This is a genomic window from Rubritalea squalenifaciens DSM 18772, assembly GCF_900141815.1.
Lineage (GTDB): Bacteria > Verrucomicrobiota > Verrucomicrobiia > Verrucomicrobiales > Akkermansiaceae > Rubritalea > Rubritalea squalenifaciens.
In genome coordinates this window covers 628,590-649,397 of the sequence record NZ_FQYR01000005.1, presented here as the reverse complement: position 1 = coordinate 649,397, position 20,808 = coordinate 628,590, and the positions used below count along the sequence as shown (strand labels likewise).

General features: G+C 50.6%; 17 protein-coding genes. 6 read left to right on the top strand and 11 right to left on the bottom strand.

All coding sequences use genetic code 11. The features are described from left to right. Positions 1-178 precede the first annotated feature (178 nt). Together BUB27_RS16015 and BUB27_RS16010 are read left to right on the top strand one after the other, a co-directional pair. On the top strand, positions 179-3,628 hold the full coding sequence (locus tag BUB27_RS16015; RefSeq protein WP_159435016.1) for a LamG-like jellyroll fold domain-containing protein: 3,450 nt from the start codon (positions 179-181) through the stop codon (positions 3,626-3,628). A gap of 363 nt (positions 3,629-3,991) precedes the next feature. Then, the gene (locus tag BUB27_RS16010) at positions 3,992-4,555 is read left to right on the top strand and encodes a helix-turn-helix domain-containing protein (protein WP_234991774.1); all 564 of its coding nucleotides are present in this window, start codon (positions 3,992-3,994) and stop codon (positions 4,553-4,555) included. 63 nt (positions 4,556-4,618) lie between these two features. On the opposite strand, the gene BUB27_RS16005 is transcribed toward BUB27_RS16010, so the two are convergent. The 11 genes from BUB27_RS16005 to BUB27_RS15955 form a co-directional block, all read right to left on the bottom strand. Then, on the bottom strand, positions 4,619-5,929 hold the full coding sequence (locus BUB27_RS16005; protein ID WP_143184869.1) for a DUF5690 family protein: 1,311 nt from the start codon (positions 5,927-5,929) through the stop codon (positions 4,619-4,621). Positions 5,930-6,022: 93 nt separating this feature from the next. Next, on the bottom strand, positions 6,023-7,441 hold the full coding sequence (gene phnY, locus BUB27_RS16000; protein ID WP_143184868.1) for a phosphonoacetaldehyde dehydrogenase: 1,419 nt from the start codon (positions 7,439-7,441) through the stop codon (positions 6,023-6,025). A 16-nt stretch (positions 7,442-7,457) separates the two neighbouring features. Then, a complete protein-coding gene (gene phnA / locus BUB27_RS15995) occupies positions 7,458-8,693 on the bottom strand; it encodes a phosphonoacetate hydrolase (RefSeq protein ID WP_143184867.1) in 1,236 nt (411 codons plus the stop codon). A gap of 40 nt (positions 8,694-8,733) precedes the next feature. Then, positions 8,734-9,807 (bottom strand): zinc-binding dehydrogenase, encoded by a 1,074-nt coding sequence (locus BUB27_RS15990; protein ID WP_159435015.1) that lies wholly within the window; start codon positions 9,805-9,807, stop codon positions 8,734-8,736. A 291-nt stretch (positions 9,808-10,098) separates the two neighbouring features. Beyond that, positions 10,099-10,878 (bottom strand): LamG domain-containing protein, encoded by a 780-nt coding sequence (locus tag BUB27_RS15985; protein ID WP_159435014.1) that lies wholly within the window; start codon positions 10,876-10,878, stop codon positions 10,099-10,101. 182 nt (positions 10,879-11,060) lie between these two features. Next, positions 11,061-12,305, bottom strand: a complete 1,245-nt coding sequence (locus BUB27_RS15980; RefSeq protein WP_200797139.1) for a competence/damage-inducible protein A — start codon at positions 12,303-12,305, stop codon at positions 11,061-11,063. A gap of 39 nt (positions 12,306-12,344) precedes the next feature. Then, positions 12,345-13,676 carry an ABC1 kinase family protein gene (locus tag BUB27_RS15975; RefSeq protein WP_143184863.1) on the bottom strand — a complete coding sequence of 444 codons (1,332 nt, stop codon included), beginning with the start codon at positions 13,674-13,676 and terminating at the stop codon, positions 12,345-12,347. Continuing rightward, positions 13,676-14,329 (bottom strand): hypothetical protein, encoded by a 654-nt coding sequence (locus BUB27_RS15970; protein ID WP_143184862.1) that lies wholly within the window; start codon positions 14,327-14,329, stop codon positions 13,676-13,678. Before BUB27_RS15970 ends, BUB27_RS15975 begins: the two co-directional genes overlap by 1 nt. A 71-nt stretch (positions 14,330-14,400) precedes the next feature. Further along, positions 14,401-15,882 carry a PP2C family protein-serine/threonine phosphatase gene (locus BUB27_RS15965; protein WP_143184861.1) on the bottom strand — a complete coding sequence of 494 codons (1,482 nt, stop codon included), beginning with the start codon at positions 15,880-15,882 and terminating at the stop codon, positions 14,401-14,403. 13 nt (positions 15,883-15,895) lie between these two features. Beyond that, complete coding sequence (locus BUB27_RS15960) at positions 15,896-16,396, bottom strand: STAS domain-containing protein (RefSeq protein WP_327289997.1); 501 nt, start codon at positions 16,394-16,396, stop codon at positions 15,896-15,898. A gap of 174 nt (positions 16,397-16,570) precedes the next feature. Further along, on the bottom strand, positions 16,571-17,041 hold the full coding sequence (locus BUB27_RS15955) for a hypothetical protein (protein WP_143184859.1): 471 nt from the start codon (positions 17,039-17,041) through the stop codon (positions 16,571-16,573). Between the two features lie 95 nt (positions 17,042-17,136). On the opposite strand from BUB27_RS15955, the gene BUB27_RS15950 reads away from it, so the two are divergent. From BUB27_RS15950 to BUB27_RS15935, 4 genes are all read left to right on the top strand, one after another. Further along, positions 17,137-17,634 (top strand): Fur family transcriptional regulator, encoded by a 498-nt coding sequence (locus BUB27_RS15950; protein WP_143184858.1) that lies wholly within the window; start codon positions 17,137-17,139, stop codon positions 17,632-17,634. Positions 17,635-17,966: 332 nt separating this feature from the next. Then, positions 17,967-18,701, top strand: a complete 735-nt coding sequence (locus BUB27_RS15945) for an AraC family transcriptional regulator (RefSeq protein WP_143184857.1) — start codon at positions 17,967-17,969, stop codon at positions 18,699-18,701. A 250-nt stretch (positions 18,702-18,951) separates the two neighbouring features. Further along, a complete protein-coding gene (locus BUB27_RS15940; RefSeq protein WP_234991773.1) occupies positions 18,952-19,959 on the top strand; it encodes a sugar phosphate isomerase/epimerase family protein in 1,008 nt (335 codons plus the stop codon). Positions 19,960-19,995: 36 nt separating this feature from the next. After that, a complete protein-coding gene (locus BUB27_RS15935) occupies positions 19,996-20,799 on the top strand; it encodes an alpha/beta fold hydrolase (protein ID WP_143184856.1) in 804 nt (267 codons plus the stop codon). Positions 20,800-20,808 lie beyond the last annotated feature (9 nt).

Here is a 20,808-nt window from a genome sequence, read left to right as displayed (position 1 = left end):
TCAGAAGAAGCGGCTTTTTTGTATTCTGAGAAACAGAAACAGAAACAGAAACAGTCATTTGACCCCACCTTTCCACTTGTAAAGTTTCTCTTTAGAAACATATTTGTCACGTTAAGCAACTTTACACCAACACACCGCCATTCCGGACTTTAGAGGAATGGCAACCAAATCAAGTATCATGAAAGGGTTCCGCTCACTATTTATCACCACCGTGTCATTCTCTATCCCAGCCGCTTTTGCGGCCCTGGATCAGGGTCTGGTAGGCTACTACAACTTTGAGAATAACGGCTCAAACTACATCAGCAGTGGAGGACTGGCAGATGCTGTCTCCATAAACACGCCTACTCCTGGAACTTCTGGAGGCCGTGCTGGCTCCGCCGTTTCCTTACAAGGAGCGGACAATGACCACATGAAGATCAATGCCAGCTTCGGCCAAGGCAACACACTGGGCACGAATTTCAGCATCAGTGCCTGGTACAAGCTGAATGATCCCATATCCTCTACGAACAGCTCAGACCGTTATTTTGTCTATGAGAGCACCAACAACTACACCATCTCTTACGGGCTTAGGGACTCTGGAGTGGGTAACGCTGGACTCAATGACGGCCAGCCATACACGACCGGCTCGGAATATGTGATTGCCGATGCCGCCCTTCCAGGCTGGCACCACATTCTACAAACCTATGAGCTCAATGGCACGGACATTGTAATCACCACCTACATCGATGGGCAGAATACAGGCACGCTCACTATCGCCTCGTCATCCTTCTCCGGAAATGGCCTCAACATTGGCGCTGCCAGAGACAGCGTCACCACCCGAGGCTTTGACGGCCTGATTGATGAAGTGGCGATCTGGGACCGAACTCTGAACGAGTCTGAAATAACCGAGGTCTACGCGCTAGGTATGGACGAGCAAGCGCTCGTCGATAATGATACGCCGGAAGTCGCTCCTACTGTTGAATCTTTTACAGCTGACCCAGCGGTCATCATCAACAATGGCAGCACGACTTTAAGCTGGAACGTCACCGGAGCCACCTCCGTATGGATCAGCCCGGACGTAGGTAATGTGGCAAGCTCTGGAAGTCTTTCGGTCTCGCCGGAGAGCAACACCACATATCACTTGGTCGCTTTGAACGGCAACACTAGCAGTTCATCTGCTATTGAAGTGACCAAGGTATCCAGCGCCTCTGATCCGGTGGGTCCCTTTGTCGGTACCGTGAAGACAAACGAGGCCTACCTGCTCTATAGCCCTGAGCGGACAGAACGTGACCTAAGACTGATTGTCACCGACGCAAACGATCAAGTGGTGGCCAGTCAGGACACAGTCAATGAGGCCGAGAATGACTACGTCGCCAAATTCCATATCAGCGGCCTAGCACCGGGAACCACCTATCATTATTCGATCCTGGAAATCGTTTCCGAGGACACTTCTTACGAAATCGCAGGAGGCACTGAAAATCACCAGTTTACCACTGTACCCCTACAGCGTACTGGGCAACTCTTTACCGCCGCCTTTGTCTCCTGCGCCAATGACACCACAGACGGCGTCTGGGCTGAAATGGGCAACCAAAATATTGACCTTCTCTGTCTATCCGGAGACACCCCCTACGTAGACACGGGTGATCTGAGCGTCATTAGGAACAAACACCGCTACTTCCTCCAGCAACCTTCACTGGCAGCTCTTGGTTGCAATGTATCCGTTGTAGGTACTTGGGATGACCATGACTTTGGCCTCAACAACGGGAATGGACTCAGCACCGCCAGCAGAAAGGTGAATACGCGTCGTGGATTTGTAGAGTATCGCGCGCATGACCAATATGGAAACGGCAGTGGTGCCGGTATCTACCACAAGGTGGACATGGGGGCCATGGAGATCTTTTTACTCGACCCTCGCTGGTTCTCCCAGACAGAAGCCTCCCCTGTGGATTCCTCTCAATCTACCTGCTTTGGTAATGAGCAGTGGCAGTGGATACTAGACTCTATCAGAAACTCCGAGGCACCGTTCAAAGTGCTACTTCAGGGCCAGATCTGGCAAGACAAGAAAAACTCTGAGACGGACGACATGTACACCTATTATGCCGAGAGGGACAAACTCCTGGATATCATCCGTGACGAAAAGATTCCAGGTGTAGTCCTCTTTGGCGGAGATATCCACGTAGCCCGCTACCTCATGCACCCACAGCGTGTAGGCTATGACCTGCATGACTTCATCATGTCTCCCGGTCACAAGAGCGTGATCAGTTCACTCAATGTTTATCACCCCTCGCTCGAGTGGTCCCGTGAACGCGCAAACCAATTTCTAACACTGACAGCCGACACCACGAAAAACATTCCCGAGCTCACTGCCCGCTACCTCGACAAGGATGGAGTAACTAACCTGGAAATCGTAGTGCCCTACACTGATCTCAGCCCGAAAGACTCCAACAGCCTTTCCAAAGGACTGCGCGCCCTGTGGACATTTGACGACAATTATGAGAACAGCTCTGTACTCGGAGATAGACTCCACGGCGCAGCTCCCAATGGAGCCAAGATCAGTGCTACAGGCGGAGTCAGAGGCGGTGCTCTGGAACTCTCCAACGCCAGCCAGCAATATGTAGATATCCCGCGTAGCTTCCTAGATGATAACGCCAGCGCCTACACTGCCAGCGCCTGGATCAAACCCGCTACCCTCCCGGCTCACGGTTCCTCAGAGCGCCAGTTCATCATGGAAAGCTGTGTCAATAACCACACAGGTCTACCGAATGCATCAACATCTGGTTATGCTATTTCTGTCGGCCTCCGCGCCTCTGCCAATTCATCGGATAAAGTGAACCTGCAACTTCATACAGAGACACTCGTCCCTAAAGCGGTGGGATCCCAGCAAGCCCCAGGCACACTAGCTCAGGGCGGATTCGATACAGATATCGACCGCACCCTCTTTTCAGACTGGAGTTTGGTTACGGTGACCTTCGATAGCACAGAACTAAAGCTCTACCTCAACGGGACAGTCGTCGCCACACATGCCTTGTCCACAGCAGCTCCAATCGCTGAAACTGGAGGTTTGGTCATCGGCGGCCACAGAAATAAGACCGGGAGAAATTTTGACGGACTCATTGATGAAATAGCCATTTGGAACCGGGTACTGACTGAGCAGGAAATCAACAGCCTCTACGGTAATGGTGCTCCTACTGAGATCCCCACCCACATTAGCTATCAAGATTTTGACAGTGATGGCATGCCTGACTGGTGGGAGGATTTGTTCTCACTCAATAAAAACTCCGCTCTCGATGCCGAGTCTGACTACGATGAGGACGGTCTGACTGCCCAGCAAGAGTTCGGTTTTGGCACCCTTCCTTATAAAAAGGATACACAGTCCCCATATAGGCGTAGCTCAGTCAGTATGGCCGATCAGGTCTACCAGAGTATCACCTTCCAGCGCAATACGGCTGCCCTCGATCAACTTGAACTCAAAGTCCAAAGATCCATGGATTTGGGCATCCTAGATAGCTGGACAAGCTTCGGCACCGAAATAGTGAGTATCACCCCCAAGGCTGATGGTCTAGAGGAAGTCACCGTACGCTCAACAAATCCGATCAGCGCTCAACAAGAAGAATTTCTACGTATTCTCTTCTCTCCTATTACCGAATAAGAAAAGTTTCCTTTCTGTTTTCACAGCGGGTGAGGAGTCACTAATTCCACACCCGCTGTGATTCACATGTAACAAACAAAACTGAAAAAAGTATTTTGCCCTGCCCAGCCGAAGCCAGACAGGGCAACTCTGCTCTCAATGAAAATACACTATATAACCCCGTACTCGGACGTAATATAATGCTCAGATTGAGAAACCAGCTCGGTAAACTCAATCTGATGCAGCTATCGTACACGCTTCCCCATGATGCACAATATTTCTTTTGAGAAACTTTGGGTGATAAGTTTCCGTTTGTGACACCTATTGCCTTTTTAGGCAAAGAGGAGAATTGACTTTATAGCCAGTCTCTCACAATTTTTTGACATGATAAACTTGGTTGAACTCGCATCGCGTATCAAAAACGCCCGCAAGGATCGCAACTACACCCTGGATGACCTGTCTGCACGTTCAGGACTAGGAAAGGGCATCCTGTCCAAAGTAGAGAATTTCCGAGTCACCCCTTCCCTCCCGACACTCGTCAAAATCGCATCCGCGCTGGACATGCCGATGGAGAAACTTTTTGAAGGACTAGATGACAAGACCGAAGTCAGCATTCTACGTAAAGGCGACTTCAAACAGGTAGAACGCGATGCCGGTGAATCCACGATTCAATACTACGATCTGGCACACAAGCGGCCGAATCGCGGCATGGATCCCTTCGAGCTGATCATCCCTTCCAAGTCAGGCCGAGATTCAGCCAAACCTCACGAAGGTGAGGAGTTCTTCGTGGTCAAACAAGGCAAGGTTATCTTTACCATCGGTGATGACACCTACGAAATGAGCGAAGGCGACACCGCCTATTTCGATGCTACGGTGCCCCATTGTGTCAACAACCCTCATGATGAAGAAGCTCGCTTGATTTGCGTATTCCTGGAACGAGGCAAGTAATCTAGCTACAAGTTATTTTCTCATGATGGCGTTCACTGATCCAAGTGAACGCCATTTTCATTTTTAGGCCTTAAGACGTGGCCTGAAATAGAGGATCTGCATGAGACAGGTAATCGGCACCACCGTCATCACCACATAACTCGCAACGATGAGCATGGTAAGCCACTGGATCTCGACCCCCATGAATTGAGAAATCAAATCTCGTGACAAATACAGGGAAACGGTGGACAGGTAACCATAGGAATCCGCCAGCGCGATCAAGAAACTCGCCGTAGCTACCGTATGAAGAGAGGCCAGCAAGCGCTCTAACAACATAACCTGATAGGGAACAAAAGCGATGTAGAGGCCAATCCCATTCATCAAGTAAAATGCCTTAGGGCCCAGCATCCCATAATTCAATAGGATCGTGGCACCACCCAAGACGAAGGCCCCCAACGAGATGAGCCCTAGGTTCGCATAAACCGCTGCACGGTGATTCTTCACCTTCCAGAGTAAAATCATTCCACCAAAGACAATAAATCCCACTTTAGCTTCGATCCCTGCAAAGGTGGAGGAATCCACTTCATGGCCTAGGTCAGTGAGGATCAAATCCATAAAACTGTCCCTTAAGTCCCTATAGGCCATAAGGCACAGGTAGCCAAAGACCAGACAGAAAACGCCAAAGAAATACGTCCGCACAAACTTTCGCCTCTCCACATGATTCATCGGCTTTCGCTCAGTACGGTTGGCAATATCCTCTGCCGAGGGAGGAGGAACCTGATACAGCATGGTCAATGAAATGAGCAGGAGAGGCACAAACAATAAGCCAGTGACGAAAGGCATCCAAAATTCTGCGATCCCCCATTGCTCCATAGTCCAGACACCAACGCTCTTCACAATGCCAGAGGAGAAAATGATACTCACACTCATGGCCAAAGCCAGAAACTCAGTCACCTTCCTCCCCTCAAGCACACCAAACAGAAGTGACCAGATCATCCCTAAGGGAAGACCATTGAGAAACAAGAATATCAGATTATAAGGAGCCGGTACGATGGCAAAGCCCAGCAGCATCAACTCGGCAAAGAGTATCAAGCAGAGCACCATAGGCACGCGTCGCTTCATCGTAGCCTCAGACGCCACCTTAATGCCAATGAACTTGGAACTCATGTAGCCCAATAGCTGGGAAATGACCGCGATAGGCTTGTAACTGAATGCTACTCCAAACAAAGTGAATGCCGAAATCCCTTCGTATCCTGTTGCGGTGAATGGCTTGCGGAATGCATACATACTCGCATATGCGCTGAAGGCCGCAATCATCGCATAGAGGACGAAAACGAAGGTCGGTTGCTGACCGAGCCATTTACCGACTCGGGTCACATTAAATTCATTTTGCATGGGTTTGAGCATTTACAAAAAACGAGGCCAAGCTCGTGACCTCGTTCTCTGCATGGATTGGGTTTAAGAAGAAACGAGTCTGTGACTCGTTGACTACTCCCAGGGGAAGGAGAAGGTCTTTGTGGTCGTCATGAATTTCATAGCTTCATTGACTCCCTCTTTGATACCGAGACCGGAATCCTTGATACCGCCGAATGGGCTTTTCTCGATGCGGTATCCAGGCACTTCGTTGATATTCGTGGTACCTGTGCGGAGATGTTTAGCAGCCTTGAGCGCAGCCTGCAGATCATTCGTTACAATGCCCGAACTCAGTCCGAAATTGCCGGAGTTGTAGTACTCGATCGCATCATCCAGATCTTTTATTGTGATGATTGGAGCCAATGGACCGAAACTCTCCTCTGCCACCATAGGGGTATCCCTGGGCACATTGGCAATTACAGTTGGCTCCATCAACGCTCCTCGGCGGCCACCACCTAACAAGACTTTAGCTCCATCTTTCTCCGCTTGCTTGACGCGCTCCTCGAGCACGATAGCCGCGTTTTCATCGATGACCGTACCAACACGTGTTTCAGAGTCCTCTGGATCACCAGATACATACTCTTTAGCTTTCTCTACAAAACGCTTGGTAAACTCTTCGACAATGCCTTCCTGGACAAGAATCCGCTTCACCGCAGTACAGCGTTGGCCTGAGTTACGGAAGCTACCCTCAGCAGCCAAAGTCACAGCTTTATCAAGGTCAGCATCATTCAGGATAATCAGTGGAGAGTTCCCGCCCAGCTCTAGGCAGGTCTTCTTGTAGCCGGCCTGACTAGCGATCAGTTTTCCAATCTGAACAGAGCCAGTAAAGGAGACCAACTCCACACGATCATCCGTAATCATCGGCTGAACGATCTCATCCAAATCACCGACAAAGACACTGAGCATCCAACCTGGCAAGCCAGCCTCATACATGATCTCGGCAAAGCGAATCGCTGTGAGTGGTGTCTTTTCGGACGGCTTCAGAATCATCGGTGCACCGGCAGCAATCGCAGGAGCAACTTTGTGAGCCACTTGATTTAGCGGATGGTTGAACGGTGTAATCGCACTGACCAGCTGCAGAGGCTGGCGAAAAGTCACGATCTTGCGGTTCTTGCCTTGCGGCGAGATATCACAGGAAAACACCTGCCCGTCATCTTCCAATGCTGCGGCTGCGGCAAACTCCAAGACATCCGAAGTACGTCCAGTCTCATAGCGAGTTTCACGCATGCAGAGACCAGTCTCACGACAAATCACCTTGGCCATCTCCTCACGGTTCTCAGCCATCAGCTGGGCAGCCTTGCGCAGAATGGCGTGGCGGTCATAGCGGCTAAGAGGATTCTTTTGTCCCTCCAAAGCAGTCGTGATGGCTCTCTCCAGGTCCGCACGAGAAATCTTGGAGACCGTGCCGGTCAGAGAATTGTCCCACGGATAATAAACCTCCAACTTCTGATCCGAATGCACAGCCTCGCCAGCAATGTAACTTGGTAAATTCATGACATCATTTGATCAGTTAGAGAGCACCGTTACAAGCAAAGGCGAACACATCGAAGTTTCGAGGATCCGCTGCGGCGATTTTCTTGTACTCATCATTCAAAGGTTCCGACAGCAGTAAGGGCACCATCTCTTCATAACGACCACCGTGTGAACGAAGACCACCCTTGAGAACACTCAGATCGTGATCCGCTGGCGTTTTACCTACGACGACATCACGGCCAGAAAGAACACAGATATCTCCAATTCGATCAGGTGCCAGTTCAAGCTTCAAGGCAGCCATTTCACGGTTGTAAACTTCTGTGATTCCGTCCTGACGCCACAGGAAGTCGATGATTTCATCAGTCTGGGAAAGGTCATCCAAATGCACCATCACCAATGAGCCCAAAGCTCCATGGTGAACCACATAAGGGTCTGTGATCGGGCAGATCACTTTCACACCCTCACCAAATTTCTCCTGCAGCAGTGTCTGCACGTAGATGACCTTAGGCTCACCATTTTCATCGTTCTTGGCATTCATCCCGTGATCCGCAGTAGCTGCGACGATACAACCTGCATCCAGCAAACGACCAATTTGTTCATCCATCTGCCCATAGAACTCCAGAGATTCAGGATCACTTGGCGCATACTTGTGCTGCATGAAATCTGTCAGCGAAAGGTAGAGGAAGTCTGCTTTGCCCTGCTCCACGAGAGCAGCACCAGCCTCGAGCACGTAAATGGAAGCATCACCAGAATAGATCTCTGGTCTAGGCTTACCGATGATGTCCTCGGCATTATCCACACCATGAGTCTCCTTCTTGGCTTCATTGACCTTCTCAGAGGAGAAGACGATACCGCCACGCTCAACGATTCCATCACCAAGTACGGTACGTAGCTTTTCTTTGGCCGTGATAAAAGCCACCTTGCGTCCGGCATCGGCAGCCGCATTCAAAAGCGTATCACAACGGCGGAACTCAGGAGAGTTCATCATCACTTCTTCACCTGTCTCCGGGTTGAGGAAGAAATTGCCACAGATGCCAGTCACAGCTGGCGGCATGCCAGTGACGATGGCGGAGTTATTCACGTTAGTGAATGAAGGAAGGGCTCCGCGAACCATACCGCGGTATCCCTTTTTCACCATGGCCTCTAGACGAGGCATTTTACCTTGTGCAATAGACTCTGAAATATACTCATCGGCACAACCATCAATGCATATCACTGCGATTGGGCGGCTTGGAGGAGAGTAACTACGGTTGTTAGCGTGGAATGTAGACATGTTGTTATAGTTCGTGAAATACCTGATTCAGGTATAAAATTCAATCTGGCTGGACAGCAACCCTGTGCCATTTCCGCTCAAGGGTTAGAGCAAAGGCGTCATCTAGCTTTGAAAGAGGCAGTGCTGGCGACACGAGCTTGTCGTAGGGAAAATCATTCTGATGTTCTGACAGGAACTGGACAGCCTTTTCGAGATGGCGCGCACCATAGTTGTGCACCCCGATGATCTTGAAGCAGCCTTTCACGATGTCCACACCGAGAACATCCAGCTCCGTTTGCTCATGTACCATGCCGGCAAAAACGTAGACTCCTCCGGGTCGAAGTACACGCAAACCATCTGGCACTACCGACGAAACACCTGCAACTTCAATAATTGCATCAAAAATTTGAGGTTCCAAGCCAGACATCTCATTCGCATCGAGCACCTCAGCACCAAATTCTTTGGCTAGCTCAAGACGTTCAGGCACAGGGTCCGTCACCACTACCTGATTGACCCCACGAGCCTTAAGCAGAGCCACACCATAAATGCCGAGCAGCCCCCCACCCTGAATTAACACCTTTTCCACTGACGCTGGAATCTCTTCGACCACTGCAACCATTGTTGCCAGAGCGCAGTTAGCGGGCACCGCGTAGCTGTCTGGTAGCTTCTCAGGTAACTCAACAATTTTGGTACCTTCTCTGAGCACGATGTGACTCGCAAAGCACCCATTAAGGCCACTTCCCCCCTCCAGTTCAGCATGTCCGTACTTAAAGAGAGATTCACACTTCTGGGGAATATCCCAATCCGTACAGGCTGAGCAACAGCCACAGGTGTCCGTCAAGGTCCAGGTCACGCGTTTGCCGACCATGCTTTCATCCCCCTCCGGCCCTACCGCTTCAACCACGCCGACCCCCTCGTGCCCTAGAACCGAGGGTAAATAACTCGAACGTCTCCCCTCATAGGTATGCAAATCAGAACCACACACACTGGCCAATGTCATCCTCACCAGCACCTCAGAACCAAACAAACTGACTTTGGCTTGGCTACTTTCCCTTTTAAATGGCTGATGCGCTCCAAGAAATAACATACGCACGCGCTCAATCTCCACTTCACGGTGTGTCTCGTAGGGTTTCAAAGTATGTGATGGGGTAGATGAAAGGCTCATAAGTGTCATTAGAATCGCTATTTAAACCATGATATCAGTTGTCGATCAGAAAGCCCCACTCGGAAATGTATTAGCTTTCTCGAAACCACGCAAGCGGATTGCCACTGGATTTATACGAGATCCCAGCATAATACAATGTTTCTTTTAGGAAATATTTATTCTTTCTCCCCCAGACTGTGCAGCCCCTTATTAGTTGGTCTAGCTGAACACCTGAATTTCTGTAGACTGAAGGGTGGATGAGAAGGCTGCACCGCACCAACTCTATGGTCTGACCACGAGGGGGTCAGGAATACCTCCACCGTAAAGCGTTTGTATTTCCAGCTGAGTTAATGCTCTTCCCCAAACACAAATTTCATCGATCAAGCCGTCAAAATTCCGGCCAGAGCCGGCACGATGACCTCCTATCACCAGACCACCAATTTTTACAGCAGCTCCGGACGTCTCTAGATCATGATGAGCGACAAGTGCTCCATCTACGTACAGCTCCAGACTTTTTGAATCGAAGCACATCACGACATGAGTCCAGGAATTAAAGATCACGCGGTCCAAGTCACAAACAAACGGCCCTTGGTGTATCGCTTTGGAAGCCACTTTCGGATCCTCAGACTGAGCCAAAATGTAGGTGTGTAATTCCAAGTTTACTTTATTTGGATCGGTCTTACTGGCTCTAAATCCAAGCGACAAATGGTACGCCTTAACAGCAGAAGGTTCAGCCGTCTTGGTACTTTCCAAAATAAAATCTCTTCGAGCCGAGCCATGTTCCGGGAGGCTCGCCGGCTTTAGCCAGAGCGAGACCGCATGCGACTTTGAGTAATCATCCAAGACACTCCCACCCACTAGCGCGTATTGATCTTTACTCTTATCTAGCAACAGAGCACCGCCCAGCACGCCACCTTTTTTTGAGATATGAGCGCCATTACAAACCTCTGCATTCAAATGCCCATCAAGCCTCGACAAAGCTGCGCCGTTCCGATCCATGGACCAGTAAACCTTCAGACCTTTACCAATCGGAGCATTGGCCAACAAAGTTGGTGTAACCATGAAAGTACATCCCCATATTGCTAACAGGGCGTTTCGTATCTTGAATTTATGACTGCAAGTAAACATGACGTGGCGTATGAGTAGATTCTGCGTAACCTACAAACGAAAACACCACAATGTTTCTTTTGTGAAACTTTAATCTTATAGACGATCAAGACTACTCTCGATACAAAAGCACAGAATCAAGCAAGTGGGAGATTCATCGCCACTCTTCTTACCGAATCTAAAACCAATTGACTGACCACCATTTTAAAAACGTCTCTCCCCCACGGCTTAAAGGCTTTGAAGGTAATGGTTTCAGAGTCTCTACGTGCCACACTTATCCAGACGGTGCCCACAGGCTTTTCTTCACTGCCACCGCCGGGTCCTGCGATCCCAGTAACAGCCGCCGCCACATCCGCCCCGCTAACATGGAGAGCGCCTTCAGCCATGGCCCTGGCCACCTCTTCACTCACCGCTCCATAATTCTCCAGGAAACCCTGCGGCACTCCAAGAACATCTCGTTTTGCCTCATTAGCATAGGTCACAAATCCATGTGTCAACACTACAGAAGCTCCAGGTACATCAGTCACACGACTGGCTACTAGCCCGCCGGTACAACTCTCGGCTAAAGCCAACTTGAGACCTTGGTCCGTTAACAGCTGCACCACGGTCTCCTCCAGACTTCTCCCTCCTTCGCTGATACACTCGTCTGCATATTCAGCTAACACAATAGCACGCCCTTTCTCACGAGCTTCAGGACTGCCAATCAATCTTAAATCCAGCTCTCCCGGTCTAGCGCAGTAACCAATCTCAAGCCCCGCAATCTGATGCAACTTCTGATCCACACCATCATGAAAATCACTCTCACCGATCCCAGTGAATTTCATTTCATGCATGCCTGAGTCAGCATCCAAGTTGGCCAGGGCAGCCAGACGATGAGGCACTTCGGCCTGATACATAGGATACAGTTCATTCGGAGGTCCCGGCAGAAGAAACACAGCACAGGGAGAACCTTTACCCAGACGAGGAGGCACATAAACGCCTGGAGCAGTGCCGTTCGGATTCGGTAAAACCTCTGCTCCACATGGAGTCAAAGCCTGTTTGCGGTTACCTTCTGCCATGGGTCTGCCACGATTGGCGAAAAACTGCTCAATCACACGCAAGGCATGCTCGTCCTCGATGAGCTCTATCCCCATTGCCTCAGCCGTTGCCTCTCGTGTTAGGTCGTCACTGGTTGGACCAAGCCCCCCGGTAACAATAAGCACCTCACTACGCTCGATCGCTTCTGCTAGAGCTTGCTTCACGGGTTCGCCATCAGGAACCGTCGTCTGCCTAGCAACTCTCAGTCCCTGCTCCATCAGGCGTTGCCCGATCCAGGCTCCGTGACTGTTCAAAGTTGTACCCAGCAATAGCTCTGTTCCCGTATTGACCACCTCTATGTGCATGCCCATTCCTAGCACAGCCCATCGATGACGCAGCTAAAATTACGCAGTAAAGACAGAGAAATCCGGCATCCGCGTCTTCACCGTAGCTCCTAGGCTCCCCACCAAATTATAGAGACCAAAGTAAGTACGGTTTAAATAAAGTGCGTCTGCATTGCCTCGTGAGGTATTCAGCTGTTGTAGTTCTTCATCCTTGCGTGTGCGCTCACCAAAGTCGGCCAATTCCTTGAAGTAGGCCTCATCACCAAAGTCAAACTGACCGTGAACGAAGGGTCTCGCCAAGAGCTCGATGGATTCCTGAAAGACTTGCATTAATTTTCTCACCTCATGTGGGCTGTCGCTTTTCAGCAGCAAGCCAACCTCATACAATACAGGCTTCAGCTTCTCCTCATCCCTGAACACATCTGGATTCAAAAGCTGGAAATACGTCCGGTAGAATTCGTTGCTCAGCTCTTTCACACAGCCAAAGTCCAGCACCCACAGCTCGCCCTCATGCACCTTGAAGTTACCAGGATGCGGGTCCGCATGGAATAGCCGCAGCCCATGGATTTGGTGATGATAAAAATCCCATAAGGTCTGAGCAATACGTGTCTTCTCCTCCTGGGAAGCGGTGCTATTTGCATAGACATCTAACAAATATCCCTCCACCCATTCCATACTCAGGATTCGCTTGCTACTTAACTCCGGGAAGTAAGCTGGAAACCGGGTCCCAGGAAGCTCTTCAGAAGATTTGGCCAGCTCCACGCTGCGCCTCAACTCCAGCTCATAATCCGTCTCCTCGAGCAGCCTTGCCTCCACTTCTTTCAGGTAAGGCTCGATCGCCTTGGCATCTAACTGAAAGAGCTTCATGGCAATAGGCTTCACAATCGCCAGGTCGGACTTCAGACTATCTGCCACGCCCGGATACTGAACTTTCACCGCGTAGCTCTTGCCATCCTTTTCGGCACGGTGAACTTGCCCGATCGAAGCCCCCGCCACGGCTTTGTGCGTGAAGGCATCAAAAAGCTCTCCCGGCTTTTTGCCAACATCCTTCACGAACGTATTCACTACCAAGGGGAAGCTCAACGGTGGTGCAGAATACTGCGCCTTGGAAAACTCATCCACGTATTGCTCAGGAATCAGGTTCCTGTCCATGCTGAGCATCTGCGCCAATTTGAGCGGGCCACCCTTGAGCTTGGAAAAGGTAGAATAGGTCTCGGCTGCGGTAAGCTCGTGAAACCGGTCTTTCTCATCCTTACCCGTCAGCTTCTTCTTCCCGTAATACTTCAGATAATTCACCCCCACTCGCACTCCAGCTCCGGCGAGGGATGCCGCGCGACCAATCTTGTGCTTAGGAATGGATGTCTGCTCTCTCTGATCTTGAGGCTCTTTCATTACTTCGCTGAAGGGAGTTTACGCATCATGAAACGAGCCAAATCCAGCGCAGAGTCGAGAACTCCGGCGCGCGCTCCATCCACGGCTAGACGTACAGTCTTCTCTATGAAGGCGTCCGTATCCGCAAAACCCTCGCTTTGGTCATTGCGGTAGTACTCGATTATCACCCGAAAATGTTCGAACATCATTCGATCATAATATTCGGTGAGTTTCTTCCTATCTGCCAAGGTTCCTTCCGAGAGCCCCTCACTGACGATACCTTTGGCGTACTCCAGAAAACGATTTCTCATCGGCTGCAGTACTTTCATCCCCGCCAATCCTGGGCGAGGAAAATAGCTAACAAGACGGGATCGATGCTTCTGCACGTGTGCAAAGAAGGTGTAAAAAAAAGCCAGCAACTTCTGCTCAGCTGGGTATTCAGCGTAATCCTCGTCCTTCTCCAGCACCTCGAGAGTCTCCTCTATCAGGCGCTTCCAATAAGAAGCTTCGATCGCCTCAAAACCCGCATAGCTCTCATAGAATGCGCCCTCATCAAGACCCACATGCTCACAGAAAGCAAACACCGAGGCTGGGCGCTTTCCTTCAGTCAGAAGGTAACGCCAGTAAGCATCCTCGATACCCTTTTTATCCAAGACTACAGATTCTTCGCTCATACTCTACACGAGTACGATGCATCCGGATAAAGTCAATGGAGCTACTGAAAGAAAAGAAGCCAAAATGATGACTACCGCTTCTCCACCGCGATCATCGTAATATCGTCCCCTTGGCGGACACCGCTGACGAACTTATGGAGCGCCTGCTCCATATCCCTAACAATCTTTTCAGCACCCAAGGGAGCTGCCTCACTAAAGACCTCGACCATTCTTTCATGACCGAACTGCTCTTCCTTCAGATTCTCAGCTTCGGTCACACCATCCGTATAGATCAGCAGGCAATCACCTGACTCCATTTCGAATTCGTGGATGCGATTCACGCGGGCAAAGACATCACCATCATCCAGACCAATCGCTAGCCCTGGAGGTTTTAGCCACTCGACTCCCTTAGCCCCCTTACGAAGCAATGGGGCTTTATCGTGCCCAGCCCTTACCAACTGGACCTTGCCGTCAGTTTCATTGATCACATAGAGTGCGAGGCTGATGAAAGCATCCTCGCGGATATCTGGAAAGATTTGGCGATTCACCTGATCCATCGCCTTAAGCGGATCCGGATCTCGTACTAGCTCGGCACGCAAGACACTTCGGCACATCGCCATCAACAAACCAGCAGCCACACCCTTACCTGAGACATCCGCGATCACAACGGCCCAGCGTCCATCACCGAGGGGAATATAATCATAGTAGTCACCACTGATGATGCGTGCAGGTTTGTTCATCCCCTCAATGCGATAGCCTGGGATATTAGGCTGCTCATTGGGAAGGAGAACGCTTTGCACTTCACGAGCCGTACGCAGTTCACTCTCCATCTTGCGCTTCTCACCAGCCTCCCGGTGAATCATGGCATTCCCCAGGGCGAATGATGCCTGCTCACTGGCTGACCTGAAATGATCAAACTCACTCTTGGTAAAGAGACCTGTCTCATGCTTGCGCGCGGCAAAGATGACTCCCAAGTCCTTGCCTCCATAACTCAAGGGAGCTCCCATGGCGGTATAGTCTCCCTCATAGTGAATGAACGCATCTTTGAAGGCATCATGATTCTTAAGATCCACAATAACCTGAGGAACTCCAGATCCCAGCACAGCCCCGAGCACCCCCTCATTGGATGGGACCTTGCTCAGCTTCACATGACTACGCAGTGCCTTGTCATCGCCTTTGGTGATCTGAAGGACTTCAACAGGTAAGCCGATAAGTGGCGGGCAATGCTTACTGAGATACTTCGGCAATAGGTTTTCGCGTCTCCTATCCAGCAAATAGATAGCTGCGCCATCCGCCTTCACCAAGTTAGAGATACCTTCGACAATCTCCCGGTTCAGCTTGCTCGCACTGTGATCTTTCTCAAGTGAATGACCCAGCATATGCAGGAATTCAAACATCCTGTGCTCTTCCCCCTCCAGGACCTCTTTCTCCACCTTGACCTTCCTGAGTAGCTCTCTCGCTTTCTTCAGGGAAATCCAGACCACAAGCAAGGCTGTGACACACAAGGCCAAGCTCAGGAAAATTCCAAGATCCCCTTCCTCCATAAGCCCGCTGAAGATGGCACGTATACTCATGGATATTCGGCTCTTAGGAGGACGCTCGTCGGGAGGCTAGTTCGGCCTCGAGACAGTCCAAGACCGTCGAGAACTTTTCCGTATTGCTGTCATCTGCTTCCACCAATGTCTTGTGAGCATCGAAAACATGCTGGGTGCGATCACCAACAGTGGCGCCCGGGGTAAACTCTTGTAGCTGGGGGCGGTATTCTTTGACCTTCTCAGCCAAGTCTCCCTCGTCCTCGCAAATGCTCATCAGAGCACTCAGACCCAGATCATCCAGTGATTGGCTGTTCTTCTCTCCTGCGGAGATAACATCCATCTTCCCTTCGGGCAATTTGTTGAGGCGCATCGCTATTCCAGCCAGCGTCCCCATGAAGGTAGAATCCATACCAGTACATGGCTCTAGATCCACGACAACCCACTTGCATCCAGCCTCAAGCTGCTGATCTACCCAAGTCTTGATTAGGGGGCTGTTCATGAAAGAGCCTTTACCCTCGCAACGAACCCAAATCGATTCGTCAAATGCTCCCACATAAATGGCGTTTGTGTTACTCACTGTTTGTTACCGCTGAGCTTCTATCAGCTACTCCTCCACGATACGCTCTTGGGAGCTACAGTCAATCTTATCTCAAGTAAATTTATCCTTAAAAAAACTGATTTTTTTTGAATAAATTGTGCCCTGCCGCCCGGGGTAATCTGCATCGGGTCAGTCCCACATGTAGGATTGCTGACTCGCCACCATTTTACCGGCATGAACCAGCTCCACCCGCCAGGCCAAGACTCTGCCATTGGATTGGTAGTCCTCCCCCTTGATTTCGAACTCACTTACCCCCTTTTTCACCCCTTTTGAGTAGCGTCGGGACATTTTTAAAATTTTTGAAGCGGTGCCTGCTTGCTGGTATTTCAGGATCACCTGGGTATCCCCATGATGAGCCATTGCAGATCCCTCATCCAGCTTCCACCTGACGGTGAAATATTCACCCAGTCGCTGCTTCTGTTCCTCCATGGAAACAGCTCCGTAGAGCAGGCGTCTCTGCTCGCCCCGGATCATAGCGGAATCTCGGCCAACTACCTCAGCATCACGGAGATGGAATTTGTTTACAGCCAGCACTGGCTCATCACTCGCACAGGACACGAGCAATACTGGCATCATTAGCATGGGGATCTTGCGGATCATTGCGACAATACAGCACGCATTCCTTGAAAAAGCCAACCCCCAATATTGCCAACTTCAACTCTTTCAGATAATGACTAGTCTTCTAGCAAGTAAAGATGACTGAAGACATTCACACCAGGCTCAACGAATTTATCAAAAAGAAAGGCTTACGCAGTACCCCACAGCGCAACGCCATCGTAGATACCATCTTTGAATCCAAGGATCATTTTACGGCTGACGAGCTCTGGGAACGCATCCGCAAGACCAACTCCAAAGCATCTCGCGCTACTCTCTACCGCACGCTGTCCCTCCTCGTAGAGGCCGGACTACTTCAGGAAATTGATCTGGGCGAAGATCAGAAGACCTACGACCCTAACTTCAACAATTCCCCCTCACACAATCACCTTATCTGTGTGGACTGTGGATATGTGACCGAATTTGAGGACAACCACCTGGAACTTCTCAATGACTGCCTCACCCGCAGGATGGGCTTCAGGCCCGTTAGACAATCAATCCGCATTGAAGCTTGCTGTGAGATGCTTCGTACCAAGGGATCCTGCCCAAACCTCATCAAGGCCAGGGTGGAAGGCAAACGCCTACCTAAGAAGCGTTGATCGCCAAAAATTTTTCCAGTCAATTGACTACAGACTGAGCTCAGGCTCCAGCGGATTTTCCTGCCTAGTAGCGGATGAGCCCCTCATTTCTCGACATTAGATTCACTGGTATGCTGCCCCTCTCTGGCGCCGGCTTGACTACAGGAGTTCGTCAGCCAGATACAGAGTACGCAGAGTCCAATAAATACGAGTCTCGGAAACACATGAACAGGAATATGAATAATTATTCATATGTCAACCCGGAAGAGTCATGAGACACCTGAATATCCTCCCAGGTGAAAACTTATTATCTACTCCAGGCCCGATATCATTTATAGCTAGCGGAGAACAGCATGAAAGACTTGTCCTTCTTCCAAGAAAACCAACTAACAGATCACGGAGAATCACTCTTCGAGCATCTGCCGGGTTTTCTGTATTTTGTGAAAGACAAGGACCTACGCTTTGTAGCCGTGAACAACAGGCTCTGTGAAAAAATCGGAGCCCCCGCAGAGGAGATACTAGGAAAGACTGACTACGATTTCTTTCCACCATCCAGAGCAGATGCCTTCGCCAAAGATGACCGCCAAGTCTTAGAGACAGGAGTCCCCATTCACAACAAAGTAGAGCTGGTACCTCGCGGCAAAGGCTTCGTCGACTGGTCCTCTACCACCAAAGTGGCCCTGCGCAACCAATCAGGAAAAATTATCGCGGTAGCTGGGACAACAAGACCATTCGCCTCGGGTCTTTCAGGTATCGATATCGATTCAGAGCTGGGAGATGTCCTCAAACACATGAGGGAAAATTTCTCAAATTCGCTGAAAGTCACGGATCTCGCCCGCATGGCTCACCTCTCAGTGAGTGCCTTCGAACGGAAATTTAAGAAGCACCTACACATGACTCCTCTGCATTACATCCGCCACCTGCGGATCCAAGATGCCTGTTATCAACTCAGTCATGATAGTATGCCCTTGTCTCAGATCGCGGCCAATTGCGGCTTTGTGGACCAGTCTCACTTCTCACGTGAGTTTTCACGCATCATGAACGAGACCCCTCTTTCGTACCGCAAAAGACACCGGGCGAGCAGCTAATAAGGCCCAAATCCCCCAGTACTGGGCAACCAAGTTTGAATGGTTGCCCTCACTCTTACTTTCGTCTAGCATGCCATCCTTGCTATCTCTGGCATGCTGTGTGTTTGCGTCCCACCATGACATTGGACGCCGATTTTATACAAAAACAAAGCCTGATCGTACAATACAGAATGCCCTGACAAGACTATGTTGCCCAACCATCACTAAAGATTTCGATTAATCCAATTCATACTAAAAACAATAAAACCATATGTCACTAAAACTACACAACGCGATGTGGCCCGGCCTCGTAGGCAAGGAAGAAGGCACCGACCATCCTCCTATCTCTCTCGACCGCATGCTGGAGCTCACCAAAAATGCTGAAGTCGATGGCAAGCACTTCGACGGCGTGGACCTTTTCCTCTTCCACCCACACACAGACCCAAATGCTTCCGATGACGACATCAAGCGCATGGCTGATCAGATTGCTGAGGCAGGCTTCAAGGTAGGCTCTCTCGTAGCTCCAGTATGGCCCGGCACGGTAGGCGGCTGCGCCTTTGGCTCCGAGGAAGACCGCGACAATTTCGTTCACGCCGTAGCCGTTTCCTGCAAGATTGCAGACGCCCTCAAGGCAAACGGCGTACGTGACTATGGCATCATCCGTATCGACTCTGCGGGTGGCCCAGCCGACTTCGCCAAAGATGAAGCAGCCAACACCAAACTCCTTGCTGAAACTTTCCAACGCGCTGGCGCAGTAGCTGCCGAGCACGGTGAGCGTCTTGCTGCCGAAGGTGAAATCTGCTGGGGTGGTATGCACTCCTGGAAGCACATGCTCAACACGCTTGAAGAAACAGGCATGCCTTCCACCGTTGGCTTCCAAGCTGACTTGGCTCACACCTATCTCTACCTTCTCGGCTACAATGCTCCTGAGCACGCACTTCTCAAGGAAGGCTATAGTGAAGAAGAATTCTGGGCAGCCTATAAAACCATGACCGATGCACTCCGCCCTTGGACCATCGATTTCCACGTGGCTCAGAACGACGGTTCAGTACACGGCACCGGATCTCATGACAAAACTGGCCGTCATTGCCAGGCAGACGATCCAAACGGCAAGCTCGACATCACCCGCTGCTCCGAGATGTGGCTGAAAGACTACGACCAGCGCGGCATCAAGCATATCTGCTGGGATGGATGCATGTTTGATAATGCAGTACTCGAACAAGGGTCAACTTGGAACGCGATCCTTGATGCCATGCTCAAGGTACAAGCTGCGGTTTAATACTGGAGGCTAAACACTCAAACGCTCTATCTTACTATGCCAACAGTAGCAGCCAACGGAATCACAATCAGCTACACTGAGAAAGGCTCAGGAGATCCGCTGATCTGCATCATGGGCATCACCGCCCCTGGTGCTGTTTGGGAAGCACATGCAGAGGAGTGGTCAAAACACTTCCGCTGTATCATGCCGGACAACCGTGGTGTAGGCGCCACGGACAAACCAGAAGGCCCGTACACCTCCGCCATGATGGCAGATGATTATGCGGCACTCATGGATGCTCTCGGTATCGAGAAAGCCCGCGTCGTAGGTTGCTCCATGGGTTCCATTATCGCCCAGCAGCTTATGCTTCGCCACCCTGAGAAAGTAAGCAGCGCTATCCTGATGTGTCCTTGGGCGCGCTGTGATCGCTATGCGAAGTACATCTTTGACCACATGGTGAACTGCAAAGCCCGCTTCACACCGGGTGAATTCATGCACTGGCTACAAACGCTCATCTTCACTAAGCCATTCTTCGATAACGACGATTGCTTCGCTTCACTCGCAGAAGGGCAGCAAGGTGCGGATCTTGACCCTACACCTCAGCCACTTCACGGCCTCGCAGCCCAGGCTGAAGCATGTAAGAACCACGACGTCTTTGCAGACCTCGGCAAGATTACAGCACCATGTCTGGTGATCGGAGGAAAGAACGACATCTTTACTCCACTCTGGATGGCCAATGAAGTCGCTGGCGGTATCCCTAACAGCGAAACCTACTTCTATGATGATGCGGGTCACGCATTCCATTTCGAGCACATGGCGGACTTCAACGCCCGCACGAGCGAGTGGCTCCAAGCCCACTAACACATTTAA

Bases quoted from the DNA above. Each gene is read 5' to 3' on its own strand.
- BUB27_RS16015 (WP_159435016.1), top strand. From the start codon at position 179: ATGAAAGGGTTCCGCTCACTATTTATCACCACCGTGTCATTCTCTATC.
- BUB27_RS16010 (WP_234991774.1), top strand. From the start codon at position 3,992: ATGATAAACTTGGTTGAACTCGCATCGCGTATCAAAAACGCCCGCAAG.
- BUB27_RS16005 (WP_143184869.1), bottom strand. From the start codon at position 5,929: ATGCAAAATGAATTTAATGTGACCCGAGTCGGTAAATGGCTCGGTCAG.
- phnY (WP_143184868.1), bottom strand. From the start codon at position 7,441: ATGAATTTACCAAGTTACATTGCTGGCGAGGCTGTGCATTCGGATCAG.
- phnA (WP_143184867.1), bottom strand. From the start codon at position 8,693: ATGTCTACATTCCACGCTAACAACCGTAGTTACTCTCCTCCAAGCCGC.
- BUB27_RS15985 (WP_159435014.1), bottom strand. From the start codon at position 10,878: ATGGTTACACCAACTTTGTTGGCCAATGCTCCGATTGGTAAAGGTCTG.
- BUB27_RS15980 (WP_200797139.1), bottom strand. From the start codon at position 12,305: ATGCACATAGAGGTGGTCAATACGGGAACAGAGCTATTGCTGGGTACA.
- BUB27_RS15975 (WP_143184863.1), bottom strand. From the start codon at position 13,676: ATGAAAGAGCCTCAAGATCAGAGAGAGCAGACATCCATTCCTAAGCAC.
- BUB27_RS15970 (WP_143184862.1), bottom strand. From the start codon at position 14,329: ATGAGCGAAGAATCTGTAGTCTTGGATAAAAAGGGTATCGAGGATGCT.
- BUB27_RS15965 (WP_143184861.1), bottom strand. From the start codon at position 15,882: ATGAGTATACGTGCCATCTTCAGCGGGCTTATGGAGGAAGGGGATCTT.
- BUB27_RS15955 (WP_143184859.1), bottom strand. From the start codon at position 17,041: ATGATCCGCAAGATCCCCATGCTAATGATGCCAGTATTGCTCGTGTCC.
- BUB27_RS15950 (WP_143184858.1), top strand. From the start codon at position 17,137: ATGACTGAAGACATTCACACCAGGCTCAACGAATTTATCAAAAAGAAA.
- BUB27_RS15945 (WP_143184857.1), top strand. From the start codon at position 17,967: ATGAAAGACTTGTCCTTCTTCCAAGAAAACCAACTAACAGATCACGGA.
- BUB27_RS15940 (WP_234991773.1), top strand. From the start codon at position 18,952: ATGTCACTAAAACTACACAACGCGATGTGGCCCGGCCTCGTAGGCAAG.
- BUB27_RS15935 (WP_143184856.1), top strand. From the start codon at position 19,996: ATGCCAACAGTAGCAGCCAACGGAATCACAATCAGCTACACTGAGAAA.